Source organism: Clostridia bacterium (genome assembly GCA_017620395.1).
In the GTDB taxonomy this organism is placed as follows: Bacteria; Bacillota; Clostridia; order Oscillospirales; family RGIG8002; genus RGIG8002.
In genome coordinates this window covers 72,095-94,866 of sequence record JAFZQJ010000003.1, presented here as the reverse complement: position 1 = coordinate 94,866, position 22,772 = coordinate 72,095, and the positions used below count along the sequence as shown (strand labels likewise).

The following is a 22,772-nucleotide window of genomic DNA, read 5'->3' as shown; positions in this document are numbered from 1 at the left end:
CATGGCGCGAACGGGCGTTGACAAAGCGGATAAAGCGATGACGGCTAAGCTCTTCCAGAGCGCGATGGTAACGCTGCTCATAGCGGAGCTGACGGGAGCGCTGACCGCGATAATAGACTCCATGCTGACGGGGCGGTTCCTCGGCGCGGGAGCGCTCGCGGCGTTCGGCCTCGGCGGCCCGTATTTCAGCATCGCCTCGATAATCAGCGGCATTCTGATGGTCGGCAGCATCAATATGATGACGAAGGCCGTCGGCCGCGGCGATCCGAAGGGGCTTTCCGGCGTTTACTCGCTGACCGTAACGCTCGGCGTCGCGCTTTCCGCGCTGTTCTGCGTCGGCGGACTCGTTTTCACGGAGGGGCTCGCGGGACTTTTCGGCGCGAAGGCGGCGAGCGCGGAGGTCTTTTCCGACACCGTCGTTTACCTGCGCGGCATATTCATCGGCGCGCCGGGCTTCATAATGTTTGTCGTGCTGACTCCGATGCTGCAGCTTGACGGAGCCGCGACGCTCCCGAAGGTCGCAAGCGTCGTCAGCGCCGCCGTGGATATAGCGGGCGACCTGCTCAACATATTCGTATTCGACGGCGGGATGTTCGGAATGGGACTGGCGAGCGCGATAGGCCATTACGCCGCCCTCGCAGTAGTGCTCCTGCACTTCGCGGGCAAAAAGAAGAGATCGCTCCGCTACTCCGCGAAGGAGATGCGGGCGAAGAATATTGCGCCGCTGCTGAAGGACGGCGCTCCGCGCGCGGTCTGTATGCTCGGCCGCGCCCTGCTCCCGATACTGCTGAACGCGCTCGTGCTCCGCATCGCCGGAGACGCGGGCGTGACCGCGCTCTCCGCGGGCACCGGCAGTTCCTTCGCGCTCGGCTCGCTCGGCTGGGGGATAGGCGGCGCGGTGCTGATGATGAGCGGCATAATGGTCGGCGAACAGAATACGCGCGGGCTGAAGACCGTGTTCTCGACCGCCGTGAAGGATATAGTGATCGGCGTGACCGCGCTTGCGGCCGCGGTGTTCTGCGTTTCGCCGTTCATCGCCGCGGTGTTCATACCGGAGGCGGGGGCGACGCGGGATATGGCGACGTCGGCGCTGCGCTGTTACGCGTGCTGCCTGCCGTTCCTCGCGTTCAACGTATCGGCCGCGGGCTATCTGCAGGCGCTTTCGCGCGTCTGGGCGTCCAACCTCGTGAATATCGGCATCGAGGTCGCGCTCCCCGCGGCCGCGGCTTACGCGCTCAGTTCGTTTATGGGCATAACGGGCGTCTGGCTCGCCTTCCCGATAGGGCAGGCGCTGCTCAGCGCGCTGATATTGATAAGCGCATTTGCCTTCAGGAATAAGAGCAGGAGCGGCGCGGAGGCGTATATGTTCCTGCCGCGCGGCTTCGGCGTGCCGGACGGGGATCTTATAGAGGCCTCGCCGCAGACGGTGGAGGAGTCCGCCGCCTTCGCGGAACGCCTCGCCGGCTTCTGCGCCGACCGCGGCGTGGACGCGAAGACCGCCAACCGCCTCGCGCTCTGCGCGGAGGAGATGGCGGTCAACGTCATCAAACACGGCTTCACTAAGGACGGCAAACCGCATAACCTCGCGGTACGCGTGATAGTCAAGGACGGCGCGCCCGTCCTGCGCCTGCGCGACGACTGCGTGCTTTTCAACTTCAAGGAGAAGGCGGAGAAGTGGGAGTACGATCCGGAGAATCCGGAGAAGGGCGTCGGCATCCGCACCGTCATGGCCGCCGCGAAGGACATCTCCTACACCTCGACTATGAATACGAACAACCTGATAATAACCGTGTGAGCCGCGGCATGACTTCCGCATAAAAAAAGCACCCCGCAAGGGGTGCTTTTTCTGGTTGCCGAACTAGGATTCGAACCCAGACAAACAGAGTCAGAGTCTGTCGTGCTACCATTACACAATTCGGCAATACCGCGCCTTTTTTCGAACGCAAGTTATATTATAACCGAAAAATCAGAATTGTCAACACTTTTTTGTCGAAAATCCGACTTAACCGGTCTTGTCCGCGCGCGCCCCGCGGTTTTTGCCGAAAAAACGCGCCGCGGCGCGCCCCCGGTCGAATTTCCCCTTGAAATTGCGGCGGTTGTATGGTATCATTAACATAAGGGATTGCGGCGCGGCGTCGTTCCGCGCCGGCAAAACGCGAAAAGAGAAGGAAAAAAGGCTTATGGGTTCATGGCTGCCTTCGGGCGACTTCCTGAATACGATGTTCACGAATCCGGTGCTGCTCATCGCGGTGCTGCTGACGCTCGCGGGCGTCTTCGTCAACGGCTGGACGGACGCGCCGAATTCGATCGCGACCTGCGTTTCGAGCCGCTGTATGCGGCCGCGCGCGGCGCTTTTGATGTCCGCGTTTTTCGATTTCCTCGGCGTCTTCGTGATGAGCATAATCACCCCCGCCGTCGTCAGCACGATGGCGAATATGCTGGATTTCGGTCCGGATAAGCACGTCTCGATGGTCGCGCTCTGCGCCGGACTCGTCGCCGTCGTCGTCTGGGCGGTAGTCGCCTGGGCGTTCGGACTGCCGAGCAGCCAGAGCCATTCGCTCATCGCCGGCATCTCCGGCGCGGCTATCGCCGCCGTCGGCAGCTTCAGGGCGATAAACTTCGGCGAGTGGCAAAAGGTGCTTTACGGCCTCGCCGTTTCGATAGTCGTCGGCGCGGGGCTCGGCATCCTCTACACCCGCGTCATCGGATTCCTCTTCCGCCGCGCGGACAGGCGCAAATACGACCGCCCGTTCAAGCTGGCGCAGATCGGCTCCGGCGCGTTCATGTCCTTCATGCACGGCGCGCAGGACGGTCAGAAGTTCATCGCGATAATGTTTATCGCCGCCTGCATGATGAGGGGCGAGAGCGCCTCCGAAACCGCCGTCCCGTACTGGATGATGCTCGCCGTCGCGCTTGTGATGGGTATCGGCTCGGCGTTCTGCAGCACGCGCATAATCAAGTCCGTCGGTATGGATATGGTCAAGATGGAGCGCTATGAGGCGTTCTCCGCGGACTTCGCGGGCGCGACCTGCGTGCTGATCGCCACCCTGACCGGACTTCCCATCAGCACCACCCACGCGAAGACCGCCGCCATCATGGGCACCGGCGCGTCGAAGCGTCTGACCAACGTCAACTGGGGGCTTTCAAAGCGCCTTATATATTCGTGGTTCATCGTCTTTCCGTTCTGCGGCGCCATCGGCTACGCGCTGACCTGGCTCGCGCTTCGTATATTTTAAGTGATACGCCCTCGCCTCAAAGGCGACGTTTTAGGAGGAAGCTATGGCAAGAAAAAAAGGTTTTGATTACTTCCGCGCGTTCTACGATATGACCGTCTGCGCGGTGGACGCGGCGGAGCTGCTCGAAGCGGAGATCACCGACTTCCACCCCGACAAGGTCGAGGAAACGCGCACGCGCCTGCACGTCATCGAGAACCGGGCCGACCACGTCAAGCATGAGATCATCGACAACCTCTCGCGCGAGTTCGTCCCGCCCATCGAGCGCGAGGACATCGCGCACCTCGCCAGCGAGATCGACGAGGTCGTCGACTGCATAGAGGACGTCTACCTGCGCATATACATGTATAACATGACCGAGGTGCCGCCCGCGGCGCAGCGCTTCACCAAAATCATCGCCATGTGCTGCCGCACCCTGCGCGACGTTATGGAGGAGTTCCCGAAGTTCCGCAAGTCCGAGCGCATCGGCGCCCTCATCATCGACGTCAACAGCATGGAGGAGGAGGGCGACAAGCTCTACGTCGAGAGCATGCACTCGCTCTACGCCGAGTGCGCCGACGCGACCAAGCTCCTGCCGCTGACCTACTGCTACGAACGCCTCGAGAAATGCTGCGACGCGTGCGAGCACGTGGCGAACGTATGCGAGAGCGTCATCATGAAAAACAGCTAAGACGACGAAATGTTATTTTCAGCCCTTTGCGGCTTGTCGTCCTCGGCAGGCAATAGCCTAGCCGTCGTCCTTCCGCGCCGCAAATCATCTGAAAATACCATTTCTCCGCGTTGCTTGATTGAAGATAAGACGCCGAAGTTGCTGTCATCCTGAGGGCGAAGCCCGAAGGATCCCACACCTTATGCAGACGGCTGCATAGGGAAGGGGATTCCTCGTCGCCTGCGGCTCCTCGGAATGACAGAACGCGGAAGTACGCATAGAAAGCAAACCGTAGGGACGAGCATTGCTCGTCCGCGCATTTACGCATAAGCGTTTCTATTTGTCATCCTGAGCGAAGCGGCGGAACGCCGCGAAGTCGAAGGATCTTACGTTATCTCCCGAATACTGAGGCGCGACGCGCCGAAGTATCTGAAAATGAGATCCCTTGCCTTGCTCGGAATCCTAATGATTACCCGAGATTCTTCGACTCACTGCGCCTCCGGCTCCGTTCGCTCAGAATGACATAATCATACACGACAAAGGAGCGTTTATCATGAAAACCAAACGCGTGATCTCCATCCTTGCGCTGCTGCTTGCGGCGCTGCTTCTTTTCGCCGCCTGCGGCGAAAAACCCGCCGCGCCCGCGGGCTCCGAAGCCGGCGGCTCGGCCGTCGGATCCGGCGGCGAACAGGGCGGCGAATCCGGTTCCGGACCGGAGAGCTCGTCTGCAGCGCAGCGTCCGACCGCCGGCGGCGTACCCGTCGAGATCTACGACCTCTACGCCGAATACCCCGAGGGCATGACCGAGAACGAGTATAACGGCATGCTCGGTGTGTATAATTACTACACCGCCGCGGGCACCGACCTGAATATCTGCGTCAGCGGCCTGAGCGCGGATTTTGAGCTCGACGCGTATATCGCCAAATCCGTCCTCGCGAGCAACAGCGGCGTCGGCGCCCTTTCCGACAAGGTCGTCAACGGCACGACCTGGCGCGCGAGCGACAACGGAAAGAAACTCTATATGGCCGCCGCGACCGACGACGCCGTCTACGAAGTCGTCCTCACGCGCGGCAGCGACGCCGCCGAGTACGAGAAGATGGAAGAAACGGTCCTCGCGACTCTCTGGCTCGGATAAGCGAACGCGTAGGGACGAGCATCGCTCGTCCGCATGCCTTCCCCTTGAGGGGAAGGTGTCATCGGCGCGGATGCGGCGATGACGGATGAGGTGCAGCGGCTTGCCGCGAACTCATAACTTAAAGAAAACCCCGTCCGATTCGGACGGGGTTTTTGAGTTTTGAGTTTTGAGTTTTGAGTTTTGAGTTTTGAGTTTAGAGTTTAGAGTTTAGAGTTATGATCGCCCGAACGGGCGATATATCATTGTCCGTCCCCCGGGCGCGTCAGCGCACGCGGACGATCACGGCTCCGTCGCCTTCGAAGCGCGGGGAGATCCTCACGCCGCCTTCGGAAGCTTCAACCTCCGCGTCGCCCCAGAGCAGCCGCGCTTCGGAAACGCGCTCAAGCCCGAGCTCCGCGGCGGTGAAGAACTCCTCGCCCGCCCTGTCCTCCGCCTCCGCGAAGAGGCATACGACCGAGCCCTCGCCCCCCAGTGTATGAATATGCGCCGTCGGCCCGTGCCCGTCGAACGCGCCGCGGGTGAAGTAGGGCTTCAGCTCCGCGTAGACGGCGGCCGCGTCGCGCATCAGCTTCTTGTGCGCTTCGTCGAGGTTGCCGTAGCTGCCAACGCCGAGGTGGCGCACCAAGCTTGCGTAAAACCAGAAGACCTCCGCCTTGTCGCCCGCGCCGGTCAGGTCCATATGCAGATAGAGCGGCTTGTCGTAGGCGAGGTTATACCAGTAAAGATTCTGCACGCGGCCGTTGGCGTAGTCTTCCAGCGGCTTCCACATATACTCGAAGCCCCAGCGCTCGTGGTGGCTTGCGCCGAAGCAGTATATCGGGTAGTAGCAGCCGCCGGAGCTGTACCAGTCGTGGCTCTCGATCAGCAGGTCGGGGCATTCGGCTTTCAGCCGTTCCTGCCCCTCGACCAGCGCCATAGTGCCGTAGTAGGCGTCGGAGGGCGCGGGGTGATCGTGTTCGTGCGACCAGCAGGGCACGTCGAGGTTCATGAAGTCGTAGCTGAAGAAGCTCACGCCGCTGTCGGCGAGGTATTTGAGGCGGTCGTAGCGCAGCCGCTTATACTCGTCGGAGCAGGGGCAGACGCCGATGGGATGCCACGGGTCGCCGGCGATGACGGAGCCGTCCTCGCCGCGCATATAAACGCTCTCCGGCAGGCAGTCGCCCTGAACGTGCATCGCGATCAGCGCGCCGAGCCCGAGCCCCTTTTCGCGCAGCGCGGCGACGAGCTCCGCGGGCTTGCGCAGGCGCGGCTCGTCCCATTCGAGCGAGCCGAAGACCTTGTCCCAGCCCTGATCGAGATATATCAGTCCGCAGCGCAGGGCGCTCGCGTAGTCCGCCATTTTGCCGGTAAGGAAGTCGAAATCCATTCCGTGGCACTCGCCGATCTCCGGCGGCGCGAGGAACCATGATTCGTAGAATACGCAATAGTTCGTCGGCGGGTCGTAGTCCGCCGGCAGGGTTACGCCGTTTTCGCGCATAAACTCGCGGTAGAAGCGGAAGCCCTCCTCCGCGCCGCCCTCGAAGAGCATATAGCGCGTGAAGCGGAAGTCGACGCGCGTTCCGTCCGCGTTCTCTTCGCGCGGGGGCGCGATGCCGAAGCGTGAGACGTACGCCGCGCCACCGAAAAGCAGCTTGCCGCCGATCCGGCGCAGAGAAATCCACACGGGGCGCAGGTCGGAGGGGTGCTTCGCCACGCAGACGCCTTCGTCTCCGCGCGAGAAGGTGACGCCCTCCCATTCGCCGCCTTCGCCGAGCTCGTCGGCGCCGAGGACGCGCGGCTTTTCGTTCGGGTCGCCCATCGGCACCCGCATGAAGCCGGCTCCGGCGGCGGGGCAGGTCAGCAGCAGGAAGAAGCCGTCGGGCGAGGCGTCCTTCGGGCAGGTGAGGATAACGCGGTCGTCGAAGAAGCCGCCGCCGAAGCGCAGCTCCCATTCGATCGCCGCGCCGTTCGCCGCGAGGGAGAGGATAACGCCGTCCGGCGTTTCGGTCACGCCTTCGAGCGCGGGCGCGGTTACGTCCGCGCCGCCGGAGCGGAGCGCGAAGCCGTCCGCGACGAGGCGTTCGCCGCGCAGCAGCGTAAGCCCGCGCAGGCGGGCGTCGTGATCGAGCATCAGCGTGAAGTCGTTTCGTGTAATCGTGCGAAGCATAGGCGCGGCTCCTTTTTTAAGTGGAGTAGAAGATGAAGTGCGGAGAGCTCCCTCAGATGAGGGAGCTGTCGAGGTCGGCTGTCAAGCCGTCCGAGACTGAGGGAGGGAAAAGGCCGTCTGAAACGCAAACGCCGCGGCGCAGGCAGGGCTTTTCCCTCCCTCCGTCTTGCCGTCGCTCCGCTCCGTCAATCCACCTCCCTCGTCTGAGGGAGGTCCGGTCCGTTCAAACCGCCTCCGGCGGTTTGTTCCTTTAATTATTCGTTATTAAGTATTCAATCTTCAGCATTCATTAAAAAATAACGGGGATTAAAAAACCCCGTTATTTTTATTTTACGTCCTGTCTTATTTCCATCGGCTGCTCGAGTTCTTCGGGATGGCGCAGGTAGTGCTCGAACAAGCGCAGGCAGCGTGAAAAAACGTATCCGGAGCAGATGCGCTCGTCAACGGTGAAGGTGACGTTCATCGTGCGCTTCGTCTTCTCGAGCCCCTCCCTGTCGAAGACGGGGGTGAACTCGCGCTTGCCGAGCGCGAGGAAGAGGCTGACGGTGCCGTTTTCATAGAGGTGGTGCTTGACGCTGCCCATGCCGAGCGACGCCATGTTCGTCAGATACATCGAGGAGTGCAGCGGCGAAATATCCAGCAGCGACTTCGTCAGCATTCCGCGCCTGTCAAGGAAGAAGAGGAAGCGGATCGCGCCGGAGATCATAAAGGTCGGCAGATGGAAGACGAGCTTCAGGAACTTGTCCAGACCGGAGGTCGTCTGCGCTTTCGCGGCGGTCTCGCGCATATTCTTTATCGCGTCGGCGGCGCGCTTGGTGACTTTGAAGACGTCGTCGCCGTTCTCGTAATAGAGCTTGATGATGTCTTCGCGCGGGTTTTCCGGTCCGAACTCGGTCAGTATGTTATAGCAGACGCTGATATACTTTCTCGCGTAGATGCGCCTGCCGATGATGAAGCGGTTGAGAAACGGTTTTTCCGCCATGACTCTGCCCATCGCCGCCATAATGACGGTCATGTGAGAAATGTCGGGGCATTCGGCGCGCTTTTCCTTGACGTAGCGGTCGAGCTCGGTCATTTCGATATTCATATCGGCGAAGACCATCGAGTCGTCGCGCCTCGGCATAAGGTGCGGGATCGCGTAAAACAGCGGGTCGAGACTCTTTATTTTTCTGCCGTCAGATCTGTGTCCGAACATTGTGCCACCTCCGGTAGTCGGTTACGGTTTATTGTTTCATATTATACTATGTTTCCCGATATTTGTCAAGGATACGTCGGCGCCGGCGCTGAAAAAGCGCCGGCGTCGGATCGGGGTAAATTGTACGGTGTCAGCAGACGCCCTGGGCCTTCATCGCCTCGGCGACCTTCAGGAAGCCGGCGATGTTCGCGCCCGCGACGAGGTCGCCCGCGCAGCCGTATTCGGCGGCGGCGGCGACGGCGTTCGCGTAGATGTTCTTCATTATGCCGTGCAGTCTTTCGTCGACCTCCTCGAAGGTCCAGGAAAGGCGCAGGGAGTTCTGGCTCATCTCAAGTCCGCTGGTGGCGACGCCGCCGGCGTTGGCGGCCTTCGCGGGTCCGAAGAGGACGCCCGCGGCCTTGAAGCACTCGACGGCTTCGGGGGTGCTGGGCATATTCGCGCCCTCGGCGACCGCGAAGCAGCCGTTCTTGACGAGGATGGCGGCGGATTCGCCGTCGATCTCGTTCTGCGTGGCGCAGGGGAGGGCGATGTCGCACTTGATCGTCCAGATGCCCTTGCAGCCCTCGGTGTAGGTCGCGCCCGGAACGCGCTTTGCGTACTCGGAAATGCGGGCTCTCTCGACCTCCTTGATCTGCCGCACGACGTCGAACTTGATGCCGTCGGGATCGTAAACGTAGCCGTTGGAGTCGCTCATCGCGACGACCTTCGCGCCGAAGGACTGCGCCTTCTGGCAGGCGTAGATGGCGACGTTGCCGCTGCCGCTGATGACGACGGTCTTGCCGTCGAAGCTCTTGCCGGCGCCCTCGAGCATACACTTGGCGAAGTAGCACAGGCCGTAGCCGGTCGCCTGCGTTCTGGCGAGGGAGCCGCCGTAGGTCAGGCCCTTGCCGGTCAGCACGCCGACGAATTCGTTGCGTATGCGCTTATACTGGCCGAAGAGATATCCGATCTCACGTGCGCCGACTCCGATATCGCCGGCGGGAACGTCCGTGTCCGCGCCGATGTGGCGGCACAGCTCGGTCATAAAGCTCTGGCAAAAACGCATGATCTCGCCGTCGCTCTTGCCCTTCGGGTCGAAGTCGCTGCCGCCCTTGCCGCCGCCCATCGGCAGACCGGTCAGGCTGTTCTTGAAGACCTGCTCGAAGCCGAGGAACTTGATGACGGAGGCGCATACGGAGGGATGCAGACGCAGGCCGCCCTTATAGGGGCCGATCGCGGAGTTGAACTGCACGCGGTAGCCTCTGTTGACCTGCACCTTGCCGCTGTCGTCAACCCACGCGACGCGGAACTGAACGAAGCGTTCCGGCTCGACGATGCGGTCGAAAACGCCGGCGTCGATCAGATCCTGACGCTTGTCGGCGACGGGGGAGAGGGATTCGAGCACCTCGCCCACGGCCTGGAGGAACTCTTTTTCGCCGGCGTTGCGCTTCGCGACGCGGTCGTAGAGCTCAGCAAGATACGCGTTTTTGATTTCCATAGTATTCTTCCTTTCTTGAGGGCGTCCCGCGGCGGCCGCGCCGCACGATCGGAAACACTCATTTTTATAGACGAATTATAGCACCGTAACGCCCGATATGCAACATTTTTTTGCGCGCGGGTTGATTTTTTGTCAAATATGAATTACAATTAGATTATGATTAAAACTTTTTGTGTTTAATGCGCTGAAATGTTAAAGCGTTTCGGTCGCGTTCAGATCCCGAACGGAGGCAAAAATTGAACGGAATAACCCTTATAAATGAAAAAGTCTTCCTGCTGAACGGCACGGAGCTTAAAAAGGCGTCGGAGTGTCAGCTCGACGCGGAGGCGGCGGCGTCCGGCCGCATCGCGGACCGCATTCTGGCGGCGCACGATACCGGCGACGGAAAGCAGCTGCGCGTGAAGTTCGATGCGATGACGAGCCACGACATAACCTACGTCAGCATAATCCAGACGGCGCGAATCAGCGGCCTGGATAAGTTCCCGATACCCTACGTGCTGACCAACTGCCACAACAGCTTATGCGCCGTCGGCGGCACGATCAACGAAGACGACCACCGCTTCGGGCTCTCCGCGGCGGTGAAGTACGGCGGCGAGTTCGTCCCGCCGCACGTCGCGGTCATTCACCAGTATATGCGCGAGATGTACGCCGGATGCGGAAAAATGATCCTCGGCTCCGACAGCCACACGCGCTACGGCGCGCTCGGCACGCTCGGAGTGGGCGAAGGCGGCGGCGAGCTGGTCAAGCAGCTTCTCGGCAGGACCTACGACGTCGCGAAGCCGGAAGTGATATGCGTTTATCTCAAAGGCGCGCCCAAGGCGGGCGTCGGCCCGCAGGACGTCGCGCTCGCGATCATCGGCGCGGTCTTCGAGAACGGCTTCGTCAAGAATAAGATAATGGAGTTCGTCGGCGAGGGAGTCGGCGCGATGAGCGCGGAATACCGCTTCGGCGTGGACGTCATGACGACGGAAACGACCTGCCTCTCGTCCGTCTGGCGCACCGACGAAAAGATAAAGGAATACCTGACGGCGCACGGGCGTCCGCAGGACTATAAACGGCTCGATCCCGCGCCCGCGGCGTGCTACGACGGCGCGATAGTAGTCGACCTCGACAAGATCGAGAATATGATCGCGCTGCCGTTCCACCCCTCCAACGTCTTCACGATAAAGGAGCTGAACGAAAACGCCGCCGATATCCTCGCCGCGCAGGCGGAGAGGGGCTGCGACCTGCGCCCGCTCGTGAAGGACGGACGGCTGACCGCGCGTCAGCATATAATCGCCGGCTGCGCGGGCGGCGGCTACGAAAACCTCGCCGCCGCGGCGGATATACTCGAAGCGCTCGGCGGCAATCGCGGCGAGCTTTCGCTCTATCCCGCGAGCCAGCCGGTCTACGCGCGGCTGATGAAAAACGGCGTCGCGGAGCGGCTTATCGCGCAGGGCGCGGTGCTGAAGACCGCCTTCTGCGGCCCCTGCTTCGGCGCGGGCGACATCCCCGCGAACGGCACGCTCTCGGTGCGGCATACCACCCGCAACTTCCCCAACCGCGAGGGCAGCAAGCCCGGCGAGGGGCAGTCGGCGTTCGTCGCGCTGATGGACGCGCGCTCGATAGCGGCTACCGCCGCGAACGGCGGGCGGCTTACTCCCGCGACGGAGCTCGGCATCCCCGAGCGCGAGTACGGCTGCGAGTTCGACGCGTCGAGCTACGATAAGCGCGTCTACAAGGGCGTCGGCGCCGCGAAGCCGGAGACCGCGCTCGAGAAGGGCCCGAACATCGCCGATTGGCCGGAGATGGACGACCTTGCCGAAAATATGCTTTTCCGCGTCGCCTGCGCGCTGCGCGACGGCGTTACCACCACCGACGAGCTTATCCCGTCGGGTGAAACCTCCTCCTACCGTTCCAACCCGCTGCGGCTGGCGCGCTTCGCGCTCTCGCGCAAGGCGCCGGACTACGTGCCGGAATGCGAACGCATCTCCGCGCTTACCGCGGATGAGATAAAGCGCGACGTGCCTCAGTTCGATCCGGCGACCACCCGCGTCGCGAGCCTGCTCGTGGCGGTGCGCCCCGGCGACGGCTCCGCGCGCGAACAGGCGGCGTCCTGCCAGCGCGTGCTCGGCGGCAAGGCGAATATCGCGCGCAAATACGCGACCAAGCGCTACCGCAGCAACCTCGTCAACTGGGGCATGCTGCCGTTTGAGTTCGAGGATACAGACTCGCTCGAGAAGGGCGACTACGTTTATATCCCGCGCGTCCGCGAGCTCGTCGCCTCCGGCGCGGAGGAGATACCCGCCGTCGTGATAAGAAACGGCGAACGCCGTGAAATTACCCTGAACCTGCCCGCGATGACGGCGCAGGAGCGCGACATTATCCTCGCCGGCTGTCTGGCGAACTATTACGGAAAGGGGAACGCGTGATGAAAAACAAGCTTCGCCTCGGCGAAGGCGTAGAGCCGAGCTGCGCCCTCTGCGCTCACTCGGCGGAAACGGAGGACGGCAAATGCTTCTGCATCAAAAAGGGACAGGTATATTCCTCGGACGTCTGCAAAAAGTATGAATACGATCCGTTCAAGCGCGTCCCGATGCCGGCCCCGAAGCTGCAGGAGCATAATAAAGAAGAATTTGAAATATAACGACACGCCCGGGCAGCCCCCTCAGACGAGGGGGCTGTCTTCTTATTTCGGGCGTTGCCCGAAATAAGAAGGGGGAGGGAATCTCTGCATCGGCGGCGCGATATATTCGCTGACGCGAACGGCTTTTCCCTCCCTCCGTCATTTTTCCCGCGAAAAAATGACGCCTCCCTCGTCTGAGGGAGGCGTTCGAAGTTTAACGGAAGCTCAAAAGCGACGAATTTTCGGATGATTTTCGGCGCGGAAGGACGACGGCTAGGCTATTGCCTGCCGAGGACGACAAGCCGAAAAGCACCGAAAAGACGCGCTTTTACTTCAGCTCAAAGAAAAGCGTGGCTTTATTGCTCACTCCGTTCGGAACGGCGGCGACGAGGCGGTAACCCTCGGCGGCCTTGCCGTTGACGAGCTCCTCGAGGGCGCCCGCGTCCTTCAGCTCGGCGATGACGACGGCGCACGCCTTCGGCGCTTCGGGAGCGGCCTCGACTACCGGGGCGGCGGCCTCAACGACCGGAGCGGCGGCTTCCACGACGGGAGCGGCGGCTTCCACGACGGGAGCGGCGGCCTCGACTACCGGAGCGGCGGCCTCAACGACCGGGGCGGCGGCAACGGGAGTTCCGCAGTTGAGGCAGAACTTGTGGCCTTCCTGGATCGGATTGCCGCACTTGGCGCAGACCGGACCCGCGGGCGCAGCGGGCGCAGCAGGCGCAACGGGCGCGGCGGGAGCGCCGCAGTTGAGACAGAACTTGTGACCTTCCTGGAGCGGATTGCCGCACTTCATACAAAATTTAGCCATAAATATCCTCCTTATTCGCGGCGCAGCCGCGTTTATCTGTATATATGTATATTATAACAAGATCGCGTGTTTGTCAATACCGAAAACGCGGAGAAAAAGCGGTCTTTGCGCGCGCAAAGACCGCTTTTTCAAAAAGGTCAGACTATTTTTTCGAAGACCAGCGTCGCCTGGATGCGGTCGCCGCCGAGCATACCCTTGCTGCCGCCGTTGGAGGTGGTGATGGTGTGCAGGCGGTAGCCCTTGGCGGCCTGCGCGTTGATGCACGCCTCGAGCTCGGTCAGGTTGCCGGAGCCGGTGCCGATGAATTTTTCCTTCAGCGTGACCTGCAGCACGACGTAGTGCAGGTTCTGGCCGGAAGCGCCGGAGAAGACGGACTTGTCGGCGTAGTCGACGGTGATGCCGGGCGGGGAGTAGGACGAGAGCGCCGGCTGGGGAGCCGGCTGCGGCCGCGCGGGCTGCTGCTGGGGAGCCGCGGGCTGCACTCCGGGCGCGGGCTTGCCGCATTTCAGACAGAACTTCGCGTTGTCGTCCATAGACGACCCGCAGTATACGCAGAATTTAGCCATAATTTGCCTCCCGTAAATATTATTGTTCATACAAAAATAATATATGAAAAAACGGCGCTTGTCAAGAACAAAACAAGCACCGTTATTCCCGAACTATTCCGCGACTATCGCGGCCCAGCCGTTGAGCTCGTCGGTGCGCAGGACGGTCAGCCCGTTCGCTTCAAGCGCGCCGCGGACCTCGCCCGCGCGCTCCGCGATGATGCCGGAGCAGAGGAAAACGCCGCCGGCGTTCATGTGCGCCTTTATCTCCGGCGCCATGCGGATGATTATATCGGCGACTATGTTCGCGCAGATGACGTCGAAGCGCCCCGCGACCGCGGAAAACAGGTCGGAGCGGTAGGTCTTCACGCTCACGCCGTTCTTCTCGCAGTTGCGCCTGGCGGTCTCCACGGAGATGCCGTCTACGTCGCACGCCTCGGCGCTTCCCGCGCCGAGCAGCACGGAGGCGATCGCGAGGATGCCGCTCCCGCAGCCGACGTCCAGCACTGTGCAGCCGGGGCGGACGAGCTTATCCAGCTCGCCGAGGCAGAGGCGGGTGCTCTCGTGAGTGCCGGAGCCGAACGCCATTTCGGGATCCATCTTCAGAATTATCTCGCCGTCCTCCGGCTCGTAGTCCTTCCACGAAGGCACGACGGTTATGCGCCCGCCGGTCTTCACCGGCTCGTAATACGCCTTCCACGCGTTCGCGAAGTCCTCCTCCGCGACGGGGTTGAAGGAGAGCTCGTACTCTATGCCGTCGGCGGCGAAGCGCTCCTTTATGAAATCTGTCACGGCGGAGAGGTCCTCCGTTTCCGGCAGGTAGAGGTGTATGATCGAGAAGCCCTTGTTGCGCTCGGCGAGCTCGCGGTCGATGTAGTCCATGCGCATGACCGCGGCGGCTTCGGCGATGTCGGAGCAGTCCTCGACGCAAATGCCGCCGTCGTACGCCATCGTGAAGACGGCGGAGGCGGCTTCGGTGTCGGCGGTCTTCACCCGCGCGGCGACGTCGGTATAGATCATTTGCCCCTCCTTCTGCGCAGGTCGGCGCGCGCCATGCAGATGACCGTCTTCGCGTCGTTTATCGCGCCGGTCAGCGACTGGTAGAGCGCCTTGTCGAAGGGCATATAGAGGGTGTCGAGGAACTCGTCTTCGTCCGGCTTCGCGGCGCCGCGTATCGCGTTCTCCGCGAGGAACATGTATATTCCCTCGTTGGAATATCCGGGCGTGGGGTACATTATGCCGAGCGGAATGAACTTCTCGGCGGTCATGCCGGTCTCCTCCATCAGCTCGCGGCGGCCGCAGTCCTCGGGGCTTTCGCCCTCGTCGATCTTGCCGGCGGGGAGCTCCAGCACCTCCTCCGCCATCGCGTAGCGGTACTGTCTGACGAAGGCGACGTTGCCCTCGGCGTCGACGGCGCATACGCATACGCCGCCGGGGTGCTTGACGTAGGTGCGTCCGGTCTCCCTGCCGTTGGGCAGGCGCACGCGGTCGCTCATTACCTTAATGAAGCCCGCGTCGTAGACGCATTCGCTCGAAAGCGTGACTTCGGTCTTGTCTATCGGCTGTTCGGCCGGAGTGACGATTTTGTTTTCGCCGTCCATATCGGCAGCTCCTTTCGTGGCAGGCGAGGGGACTTGCGGAGCCTCCGCTCGCCTGAAATTACAGAACGTATATTCGCGTTTTTCGACCGCTTTCGTTGAAATTTTCGGCCGAAAACCGTCGAAAACGCGCCGTATCGGGCTTTAACCTGTTGAAAACCCTGTTGAAAGTGTGAAAAACTTTTCTCAAGGGCAAGGCGGGGTTTTACTGTGAGTAAAGGGCGTGATTCTGTCATTCCGAGGAACGAAGCGACGAGGAATCCCCCGGGCGAACGCGGCGTTACAGAAACAGCTTTTTCTCCAGATACGCCCTCCAGCCCGGTATGGTGCCGCAGAGGATCAGAACGAGCCCTATCAGCGAGAAGGAGCAGACCGGATAGAGCGACCAGGTGAACATCCGCGTGCCGAACGTGATGCAGAGGAAGAACTCTATCAGCATATTCGACAGACCGATGACTATGAGCAGTATCCCGATCTTGAGCAGCCTGCGGCGCTTGCCGAAGCGGAAAAGCAGAACGCTCGCCGTCGTCAGCAGTCCCGCGAGCATCGTGACCGGGAAGGCGAACGAAAGGAACCAGCTTCCTCCGGTATAAAGGCAGATATAGAGCAGATATCCGCAGGCGAGTCCGAATCCGATCGGCACGAATATCAGCGGCTCGCGCCGCTCGAACCAGAAGGGGAACAGCACCGCGAAATAGACGAGCGCGCAGGCGAGCATGACGTAGCCCGACCAGCCGACTTTGTGGAGGGTCGTTATGCAGTATATGAAGGCGGAAAGGCTCGCCGCGAGCAGCAGCGCGGTCAGAAACGCGAGTATCGGATAGCGGCGGGTCTTCGGCGGGGCGGGATAGCGTTCGGGATAGGTCGGCGCGGCGGGCGCGGCTTCGGCGCCGCCGGGATCGCGCACCGGCGTCCGGCAGAGCGGGCAGGCGGCCGTTCCGTCGGCAAGTCTGACTCCGCATTTTACACAGTACATGGCATACTCCTGAAATGATATTGGCGCGGGCGCGTGAAAATGCGCCCATTCAGTTCGAGTTGGTTTCTATCGCGACCGGCACTTCGAGCTCCACGAGGCGGGAGAAGAAGCGGCGCTCAAGCTCGGGCTCGCGTATGTTGCGTATCATATTGATATACGTTTCGTTCCCGAAGGTCGCCACGGAGCAGTTGTTCGGGTAGCTGCGCTGCGTGCCGATGATGAACTCCATGCGGCGCACGAAGGGCGCCATCGCGTCCGGCACGCGTATTACGCCGAGGTTCGAGAGGTTGATGCAGCCCCTCGATTCGCCGCGGCGGTCGTATATCAGCCGCATTATGAAGCTTTTGACCGGCAGCGGCACGGCGCGCACCAGCGGTATCTTCTGCGGATTGACGTTGGCGGCGATGCGCCCCGCCATGCGCTGCGGAGTCGCCTCCGCCTTCAGCTGCGCGGCGATGACGGAGCAGAGCTCCCCGAGGGTGTAGTCGCCCATGCGCGGGTCGACCCCGGGGTTGAGCGTCAGCACGAAGTTGCGCAGCGTGCGGCTGCCGTAAAGGGCGCGCAGATTTATCGGCACGGTTATTCTTACCGGCCTTTGGCGGCGCCGTTCGGGACGGCGCTCCGCCTGGATCGCGAGTATCGATTCGGCCATAACGGCGGCGAGAAAAACGGTCACCGTCGCTCCGTATCCGTGCGCGGCGGCCTTCAGCGCGTCCGTCGGCGCGACTCCGGTCGTGAGATGCAGGAAGTTCTGCTCGCGCGTGCCGCGCAGACGCAGCGCGTCGGATTCGCGGTCGTCGAGCGCGACGCCGTTCGAGAAGCGCGGGAAACTGTCCTCCAGCTCCTCGGGCAGCGGCGCTTCGTCCGGATCGAGCACGCCCTCCTCCGCGGGTATATCCGCGCCGTATTTAAGCTTCAGATAGCGCGCGGTCAGCGTTTTCAGATAGATCATGCCGCCCGTTCCGTCGGTCAGCGAGTGGAAAAACTCGACGGCGATGCGGTTTTTGAAATATATGACGCGTATGCAGCAGGTCTTCAGCTCCTTCTTCTGCATCAGCGTCAGCGGGAAGGCGAAGTCCTCGCGCACCCGCGGCGGCTCGGGCAGCGCCTCGAGGTAGTGCCAGAAGACGCCGGTCTTCAGCCGCACGTACATAGAGGGAAAGCGCGGCATAAGGTCCGCGGCCGCGCGCTGCAGCAGCTCCGGATCGACCGGCTCGGTCAGCGTCGCGGAAACGCGGAAGACGTTGCTCCAGCGCGTATGGCTTATGGCGGGGAAGATCAAGGCGGCGTTGTCCAGCCGCATCCAGTTTTTACTCATATCCTTAGGAAGCCGTTATCCTTTCCCGCCGTTTTCGGGGCGTTAAAGCACGTCGATCATTTTCTCTATCGCCCTGCCGTCCGGCGTGACGTCGCTGTTGTAGTCGAAGGACTTGCAGAACGCGCTTATGCGGTCGTACTCCTCTTTCAGCGTGCGCGCGAGCATCAGGTCGCAGTCGTCGCTGAGCTTCGCGAAGGTGCGCTTGTCCAGCTCCTTCTCGCCCACGGCGAGCAGGTCGGCGTAGTGCCGCAGGCAGAGCTGCGGCTGCAGCGTGAACGCCTTGCGGAAGTCGTCCTCCGTCTTATACATCCGCGTGAACTGCACGAGCAGGTTGCGGAAGTTGAAGCCGACGCTGTCGCAGACGTAGCAGCCGTCGTGGAAGGCGCGCGCCTTCTCCGCCTTCTTCTTCGCGGAGGCGGAGCCGCCGAAGAGCGAAAAGCGTATCTCGTTGCAGTGCGACTGCAGCATCAGCGCGACGGGCAGCCGCTTGCCTATTGAAACGAGCCCGGCGTAGTGCTTCTCGCAGAAGCCCTTTTCGTTCGTCTTTATGCGGATATCCGGCTCCATCATCGCCGCGCCGGAGATGTAGTCCAGCGCGCGGTCCTCGAGCTTCCTGCGCAGGCGGCAGAAGGGGCAGCCGTCGCTGTCGTCGAATATTTCGCTTATCGGGATGGTGCAGATGTCTTCTTTCATACTCTTACTCGCCGAACTTGCCTTCCTTGCGGAGCTTGGAGGCGAGGGTGCGGTAATAGATGAACTCGCCCGCGTACGCGCCCTCTATCGAGGGATCGGTGATGCCGAGCAGCTCGTCGACGGTGACGAAGCGGTAGCCGCGCTCCTTCAGCGCGGGGATTATGCGGACGTACGCCTGATAGGTCGATTCGTAGAGGTCGTGCGAGAGGACGATGTCGCCGCTCGTGACCTGGTTCATGACCTCGTTATAGACGTGGTCGGCGTCCTTGTATTTCCAGTCCTGCGGGTCGACGTCCCAGATTATCGCGGGCCTGGCGAGCGCCTGCAGCAGCTTGGCGTTCATTATTCCTCCGGGCGGTCTGAAGAGGTAGGGCCTGACGCCGCAGATCTCATAGATCATATCCTCTTCGTCCTGCAGGTTCTGAATCGCGCCCTGCGTGTTCTTTACCCAGCTGTAGTCGTGGTGGAGGGTGTGAAGGCCGATGGTGTGGCCGCGCTCCGCCGCGTCCTTGAGCACCTCGGGGTTCGCCTCGACGAAGTCGCCGACGACGAAGAAGGTCGCCTTCGCGCCGTACTTGTCGAGCAGGTCGAGCAGCTTCGGAGTTACCGTGCCGCTCGGGCCGTCGTCGAAGGTGAGCGCGACGACCTTTTCCTTCTTCGGGTCGATCGGGTTCGGCTCCGGCGGCTTATACTTGTCCGGCAGCTCGAAGTTGAGGCCGTAGTAGATATACTTATACTCGATCGTGACCGCGTCGCCCGCCTTGACGGAGGCGCCGACAGGCTCGTCGAACTCGACGCGGAGGCCTTCGCCCGTCATGAAGACGTTGTCGGTGAAGGGCTCCTCGATCTCGAGGAGCGCGCCGAGGACGTCCTTATCCTCGAGCTTCGCGGCTATCTTGGCGGCGAGCACGGTCTTGTAGTCGTAGTCGTCCTTGAAAAGATCGGCGGCGACGTACTCTGCGCCGGTGGTGTCGACTACGGCGTAGCGGCGGCTGAAGCTGCCGTTGGCGACGCAGTCCTCGCAGACGTGGACGTCCGCGTTGACCGTGTAGGTGGTGAACTGCTGGAAGGTTTCCGCTTCATAGCTCATATCCAGCGTAGCCTTGTCCTTTTTGGAGAGACGCTTCTCCTCGAGAAGTCCCTGAAGCTGCTCGCGGAAGTCAGCCTCGGTGTCCTCGTAGTATTTCTTCATCCCGTCGGGCATCTTCTTGGCGTCGAAGTCCGGCTTGAAGATGCGGACGTCGTAAAAACGCTGCTCCTCGGTGTGGGTTATCGACGCGATGTTGTTCACTATCGAGAGCTCGTCCTTCACGTCCGCGCCGTCGAGCGTCTGGCGGTTGGAGATGATCGAGATCAGCCCGATTGTCAGCGCGACGACCGCGATGAGCGCGACGACGGCTATCGCGAGGCGCTTTTTGCGCACGCGAACGCGTTTTCTGGTGTGTGTTCCTGTCATATTCATTCCTCCTTGCGGGAACTCATAATTCTACAAATACTATTATATCTCATTTTTTTGATAATGCAAGATGAAAATGTGTTGACAGACGCCGCGCCGGAGAATAGAATAATAACGAAAAGCGGTTAAGTTTTACTGAAATACCCGCGGAATTTAACATATCGTTAACAAACCCGCGCTATAATCGTTCCGAAAAGGAGTGAGGGCAATGCTCGAACTGAAGAATATAAAAAAGGTCTACGACGAGGGCGAATCCGCGGTCGAGGCGCTGAAGGGGATCAGCGTCAGCTTCCGCGAAAGCGAATTCGTCGCGGTGCTCGGCCCGTCCGGCTGCGGCAAGACGACGATGCTGAACATCATCGGCGGCCTCGATAAATACACCGACGGCGATTTGTTCATCGACGGCGTCAGCACGAAGGAATACGCCGATCTCGACTGGGATTCCTACCGCAACCATTCCGTCGGCTTCGTTTTCCAGAGCTACAACCTCATCCCGCATCAGAGCGTGCTTTCCAACGTCGAGCTCGCGCTGACGCTTTCCGGCGTGCCGAAGGCGGAGCGCCGCGAGCGCGCGCGTAAGATGCTTGAGAAGGTCGGGCTCGGCGACCAGGTCGGCAAGAAGCCGAACCAGCTTTCCGGCGGCCAGATGCAGCGCGTCGCCATCGCCCGCGCGCTCGTCAACGATCCGAAGATAATCCTCGCCGACGAGCCGACCGGCGCGCTTGATACCGAGACCGGCATCCAGCTTATGGAGATACTCAAAGAGATCGCGGAAGACCGCCTCGTGATAATGGTCACCCACAACCCCGAGCTCGCGGAGAAGTACGCCACCCGCACCGTCCGCCTGCTCGACGGACGCATAACGGACGACACCGCGCCCTTCGACGCCGAAGCGGAGCTGAAGGCGGAAGCCAAAGCGGAGGCGAAGGCCGACCGCAAGGCGCGCCGCGAGAAGAAAAAGCGCGCGAAGGCACATTCGATGTCCTTCGCCACGGCGCTTTCGCTCTCGCTGAAAAACCTCTTCACGAAGCGCGGCCGCACGATACTGACCTCCTTCGCCGGAAGCATCGGCATCATCGGCATATCGCTGATCCTCGCGATGAGCCACGGCGCGACGAACTACATCCACCGCGTCGAGAAGGATACCCTTTCCGGCTACCCGATAACGATAGAGAAGCAGTCGGTGGACGTCGCCTCTCTGCTGGAGAGCCTGCGCGGAACGCGCGGCAAGCCTGCCGACCGACCGCTCGACCGCGTCTATTCCTCGAATATGATGAGCGATATGCTCAAAACTATGCTCAACGAGGTGCAGACCAACGACCTTAAATCCTTCAAGGCGTTCGTCGACGGCGGGGAAAGCGGCCTCGGCGAGCTGACTACGGATATCCAGTATTCCTACGATATAGACCTCAACCTCTACAACGCCGACGGCGCGGGCGGCGTCACCCGCGTCAACCCCTCCGCCGTCTTCGACTTCATGGGTATGAACACGATGGCGCAGACCAACCCCTTCGCCTCCTCCGGACTGTCGAATTCGAACGTCTGGCGCGAGATGATGGGCAACCGCGAATTCATGAACGAGCAGTTCGACGTCCTCTCCGGCAGGATGCCGGAGGCGTACGACGAGGCGGTCATCGTCGTCGACGAATACAACCGCGTCAGCGACTATACGCTTTACGCCCTCGGGCTGAAGGACTCCGCCGAGCTCGAGCGGATGTTCAAGGCGCTGATGAACGGCGGCGAAATGCCGCAGACCGAGGAGAAGGAGTATTCCTACGACGAGCTCGTCGGGCTGAAGTTCAAGCTGATGCTCAACTGCGATTACTACGCGCGGTTCGGCGACCGCTGGGTGGATATGTCCGCGGACGGCGACTTCGTCGCGAAGGCGCTTGAAAACGCCGAGGATATAAAGATCGTCGGCATCATCCGCCCCGCCGAGAACGCGCTCGTCACGATGCTTCGCGGCGGCATGGTCGGCTACACCCACGAGCTGACGGAGCACCTTATAAACAAGGTCAACGAAAGCGAGATCGTCAAGGCGCAGCGCGCCGATCCGGAGACCAACGTGCTGACCGGGATGGCGTTCTCCAACGGCAGATTCGATATCGCAACGCTCCCCGAGGAGCAGCAGGCGTATCTCGCCGCGCTTTCCGACGAGGAACGCGCCGCGGCGATCGCCGCGCTTTCCGCCGCCTCCGGCGACACCTACGAGAGCGTTATGCGCAAGATCGGCGGCGTCGACCTCGACACGCCCTCGCTGATAAATATCTATCCCAAGGATTTTGAGTCGAAGGACGCCATCGAGGCGGTCATCGCGGATTATAACGCGAAGATGGGCGAGGGCTACGAGATACGCTACACCGACTATATCGGCCTGCTGCTGACCTCGGTGACGACGATAATCAACGCCATCAGCTATATACTCATCGCGTTCGTCTCCGTCTCGCTCGTCGTCTCCTCGATAATGATCGGAGTCATCACCTACATCTCCGTGCTGGAGCGCACGAAGGAGATAGGCATACTGCGCAGCATCGGCGCGTCGAAGAAGGATATCTCCCGCGTCTTCAACGCCGAAACGCTCATCATCGGCTTCACCGCCGGAATGATGGGCATACTGATAACGCTCCTGCTGCTGATACCGGCGAATATCATACTGAAATCGCTGACGGATATCTCGCATCTCGCCGCGCTGCCGACCGCCGGAGCGGTCGCGCTCGTCGCGGTAAGCATGCTGCTGACGCTCGTCGCGGGACTTATCCCGTCGCGCCTCGCGGCGAAGAAGGACCCCGTCGAAGCGCTGCGGACCGAATAAAACGTGATCAAAGAGGCGAACGATATGATAAGGATCCTCCGCGCCGTCACGCCCGGAACGTCGGTCACGGTATACTGACGCCGCGCTTCGGATATAACGTAACGACAGCCCCCCGCGTTCGCG

General features: G+C 61.3%; 18 protein-coding genes and 1 tRNA gene. 7 read left to right on the top strand and 12 right to left on the bottom strand.

Going from position 1 to position 22,772, the window contains the following annotated elements:
* Position 1 precedes the first annotated feature (1 nt).
* Positions 2-1,795: an ATP-binding protein gene (locus J5441_00600; protein MBO4933659.1), complete on the top strand. Its 1,794-nt coding sequence runs from the start codon at positions 2-4 to the stop codon at positions 1,793-1,795.
* Between the two features lie 52 nt (positions 1,796-1,847).
* Here the strand turns inward: J5441_00600 and J5441_00595 are convergent.
* Positions 1,848-1,921, bottom strand: a tRNA-Gln gene (locus tag J5441_00595).
* A 259-nt stretch (positions 1,922-2,180) separates the two neighbouring features.
* Between J5441_00595 and J5441_00590 the strand changes: the two genes are divergently transcribed.
* The 3 genes from J5441_00590 to J5441_00580 all read left to right on the top strand — a co-directional run bounded on the left by J5441_00590 (position 2,181) and on the right by J5441_00580 (position 5,017).
* The gene (locus tag J5441_00590; GenBank protein ID MBO4933658.1) at positions 2,181-3,236 is read left to right on the top strand and encodes an inorganic phosphate transporter; all 1,056 of its coding nucleotides are present in this window, start codon (positions 2,181-2,183) and stop codon (positions 3,234-3,236) included.
* A 43-nt stretch (positions 3,237-3,279) separates the two neighbouring features.
* Positions 3,280-3,903: a DUF47 family protein gene (locus tag J5441_00585; protein MBO4933657.1), complete on the top strand. Its 624-nt coding sequence runs from the start codon at positions 3,280-3,282 to the stop codon at positions 3,901-3,903.
* A 532-nt stretch (positions 3,904-4,435) separates the two neighbouring features.
* Positions 4,436-5,017 (top strand): hypothetical protein, encoded by a 582-nt coding sequence (locus J5441_00580; GenBank protein MBO4933656.1) that lies wholly within the window; start codon positions 4,436-4,438, stop codon positions 5,015-5,017.
* Between the two features lie 262 nt (positions 5,018-5,279).
* On the opposite strand, the gene J5441_00575 is transcribed toward J5441_00580, so the two are convergent.
* From J5441_00575 to gdhA, 3 genes are all read right to left on the bottom strand, one after another.
* Complete coding sequence (locus tag J5441_00575; protein MBO4933655.1) at positions 5,280-7,163, bottom strand: hypothetical protein; 1,884 nt, start codon at positions 7,161-7,163, stop codon at positions 5,280-5,282.
* 325 nt (positions 7,164-7,488) lie between these two features.
* Positions 7,489-8,358, bottom strand: a complete 870-nt coding sequence (locus J5441_00570; protein ID MBO4933654.1) for a 2-oxo acid dehydrogenase subunit E2 — start codon at positions 8,356-8,358, stop codon at positions 7,489-7,491.
* A 130-nt stretch (positions 8,359-8,488) separates the two neighbouring features.
* Entirely contained in the window at positions 8,489-9,835 is a 1,347-nt protein-coding gene (gene gdhA, locus J5441_00565) for an NADP-specific glutamate dehydrogenase (protein MBO4933653.1), read from the bottom strand.
* Positions 9,836-10,071: 236 nt separating this feature from the next.
* Between gdhA and J5441_00560 the strand changes: the two genes are divergently transcribed.
* Together J5441_00560 and J5441_00555 are read left to right on the top strand one after the other, a co-directional pair.
* Positions 10,072-12,246 carry a hydratase gene (locus J5441_00560; protein MBO4933652.1) on the top strand — a complete coding sequence of 725 codons (2,175 nt, stop codon included), beginning with the start codon at positions 10,072-10,074 and terminating at the stop codon, positions 12,244-12,246.
* Positions 12,246-12,461 carry a hypothetical protein gene (locus J5441_00555; protein MBO4933651.1) on the top strand — a complete coding sequence of 72 codons (216 nt, stop codon included), beginning with the start codon at positions 12,246-12,248 and terminating at the stop codon, positions 12,459-12,461. Before J5441_00560 ends, J5441_00555 begins: the two co-directional genes overlap by 1 nt.
* 307 nt (positions 12,462-12,768) lie before the next feature.
* Here the strand turns inward: J5441_00555 and J5441_00550 are convergent, their stop codons facing one another.
* The 8 genes from J5441_00550 to J5441_00515 all read right to left on the bottom strand — a co-directional run bounded on the left by J5441_00550 (position 12,769) and on the right by J5441_00515 (position 19,837).
* A complete protein-coding gene (locus J5441_00550) occupies positions 12,769-13,251 on the bottom strand; it encodes a zinc-ribbon domain-containing protein (GenBank protein MBO4933650.1) in 483 nt (160 codons plus the stop codon).
* A 137-nt stretch (positions 13,252-13,388) separates the two neighbouring features.
* On the bottom strand, positions 13,389-13,817 hold the full coding sequence (locus J5441_00545) for a zinc-ribbon domain-containing protein (protein ID MBO4933649.1): 429 nt from the start codon (positions 13,815-13,817) through the stop codon (positions 13,389-13,391).
* Between the two features lie 93 nt (positions 13,818-13,910).
* Complete coding sequence (gene prmA, locus J5441_00540) at positions 13,911-14,816, bottom strand: 50S ribosomal protein L11 methyltransferase (protein MBO4933648.1); 906 nt, start codon at positions 14,814-14,816, stop codon at positions 13,911-13,913.
* Positions 14,813-15,397: an NUDIX hydrolase gene (locus J5441_00535; GenBank protein ID MBO4933647.1), complete on the bottom strand. Its 585-nt coding sequence runs from the start codon at positions 15,395-15,397 to the stop codon at positions 14,813-14,815. The genes prmA and J5441_00535 overlap by 4 nt, the downstream gene beginning before the upstream one ends.
* A 277-nt stretch (positions 15,398-15,674) precedes the next feature.
* On the bottom strand, positions 15,675-16,370 hold the full coding sequence (locus J5441_00530) for a hypothetical protein (protein ID MBO4933646.1): 696 nt from the start codon (positions 16,368-16,370) through the stop codon (positions 15,675-15,677).
* Between the two features lie 49 nt (positions 16,371-16,419).
* Entirely contained in the window at positions 16,420-17,688 is a 1,269-nt protein-coding gene (locus J5441_00525) for a hypothetical protein (GenBank protein ID MBO4933645.1), read from the bottom strand.
* Positions 17,689-17,730: 42 nt separating this feature from the next.
* Positions 17,731-18,381, bottom strand: coding sequence for a hypothetical protein (locus tag J5441_00520; GenBank protein MBO4933644.1), 651 nt, complete (start codon positions 18,379-18,381; stop codon positions 17,731-17,733).
* Positions 18,382-18,385: 4 nt separating this feature from the next.
* Positions 18,386-19,837, bottom strand: a complete 1,452-nt coding sequence (locus tag J5441_00515) for a polysaccharide deacetylase family protein (protein ID MBO4933643.1) — start codon at positions 19,835-19,837, stop codon at positions 18,386-18,388.
* Between the two features lie 208 nt (positions 19,838-20,045).
* Here J5441_00515 and J5441_00510 point away from each other — a divergent pair, with 208 nt between their 5' ends.
* Positions 20,046-22,649, top strand: a complete 2,604-nt coding sequence (locus J5441_00510; GenBank protein MBO4933642.1) for an ABC transporter ATP-binding protein/permease — start codon at positions 20,046-20,048, stop codon at positions 22,647-22,649.
* Positions 22,650-22,772: the final 123 nt, after the last annotated feature.

What these genes read in the sequence shown, in the direction of transcription:
- J5441_00600 (MBO4933659.1), top strand. Translation starts at nt 2, where the DNA reads ATGGCGCGAACGGGCGTTGACAAAGCGGATAAAGCGATGACGGCTAAG.
- J5441_00590 (MBO4933658.1), top strand. Translation starts at nt 2,181, where the DNA reads ATGGGTTCATGGCTGCCTTCGGGCGACTTCCTGAATACGATGTTCACG.
- J5441_00585 (MBO4933657.1), top strand. Translation starts at nt 3,280, where the DNA reads ATGGCAAGAAAAAAAGGTTTTGATTACTTCCGCGCGTTCTACGATATG.
- J5441_00580 (MBO4933656.1), top strand. Translation starts at nt 4,436, where the DNA reads ATGAAAACCAAACGCGTGATCTCCATCCTTGCGCTGCTGCTTGCGGCG.
- J5441_00575 (MBO4933655.1), bottom strand. Translation starts at nt 7,163, where the DNA reads ATGCTTCGCACGATTACACGAAACGACTTCACGCTGATGCTCGATCAC.
- J5441_00570 (MBO4933654.1), bottom strand. Translation starts at nt 8,358, where the DNA reads ATGTTCGGACACAGATCTGACGGCAGAAAAATAAAGAGTCTCGACCCG.
- gdhA (MBO4933653.1), bottom strand. Translation starts at nt 9,835, where the DNA reads ATGGAAATCAAAAACGCGTATCTTGCTGAGCTCTACGACCGCGTCGCG.
- J5441_00555 (MBO4933651.1), top strand. Translation starts at nt 12,246, where the DNA reads ATGAAAAACAAGCTTCGCCTCGGCGAAGGCGTAGAGCCGAGCTGCGCC.
- J5441_00550 (MBO4933650.1), bottom strand. Translation starts at nt 13,251, where the DNA reads ATGGCTAAATTTTGTATGAAGTGCGGCAATCCGCTCCAGGAAGGTCAC.
- J5441_00545 (MBO4933649.1), bottom strand. Translation starts at nt 13,817, where the DNA reads ATGGCTAAATTCTGCGTATACTGCGGGTCGTCTATGGACGACAACGCG.
- prmA (MBO4933648.1), bottom strand. Translation starts at nt 14,816, where the DNA reads ATGATCTATACCGACGTCGCCGCGCGGGTGAAGACCGCCGACACCGAA.
- J5441_00535 (MBO4933647.1), bottom strand. Translation starts at nt 15,397, where the DNA reads ATGGACGGCGAAAACAAAATCGTCACTCCGGCCGAACAGCCGATAGAC.
- J5441_00530 (MBO4933646.1), bottom strand. Translation starts at nt 16,370, where the DNA reads ATGTACTGTGTAAAATGCGGAGTCAGACTTGCCGACGGAACGGCCGCC.
- J5441_00525 (MBO4933645.1), bottom strand. Translation starts at nt 17,688, where the DNA reads ATGAGTAAAAACTGGATGCGGCTGGACAACGCCGCCTTGATCTTCCCC.
- J5441_00520 (MBO4933644.1), bottom strand. Translation starts at nt 18,381, where the DNA reads ATGAAAGAAGACATCTGCACCATCCCGATAAGCGAAATATTCGACGAC.
- J5441_00515 (MBO4933643.1), bottom strand. Translation starts at nt 19,837, where the DNA reads ATGACAGGAACACACACCAGAAAACGCGTTCGCGTGCGCAAAAAGCGC.
- J5441_00510 (MBO4933642.1), top strand. Translation starts at nt 20,046, where the DNA reads ATGCTCGAACTGAAGAATATAAAAAAGGTCTACGACGAGGGCGAATCC.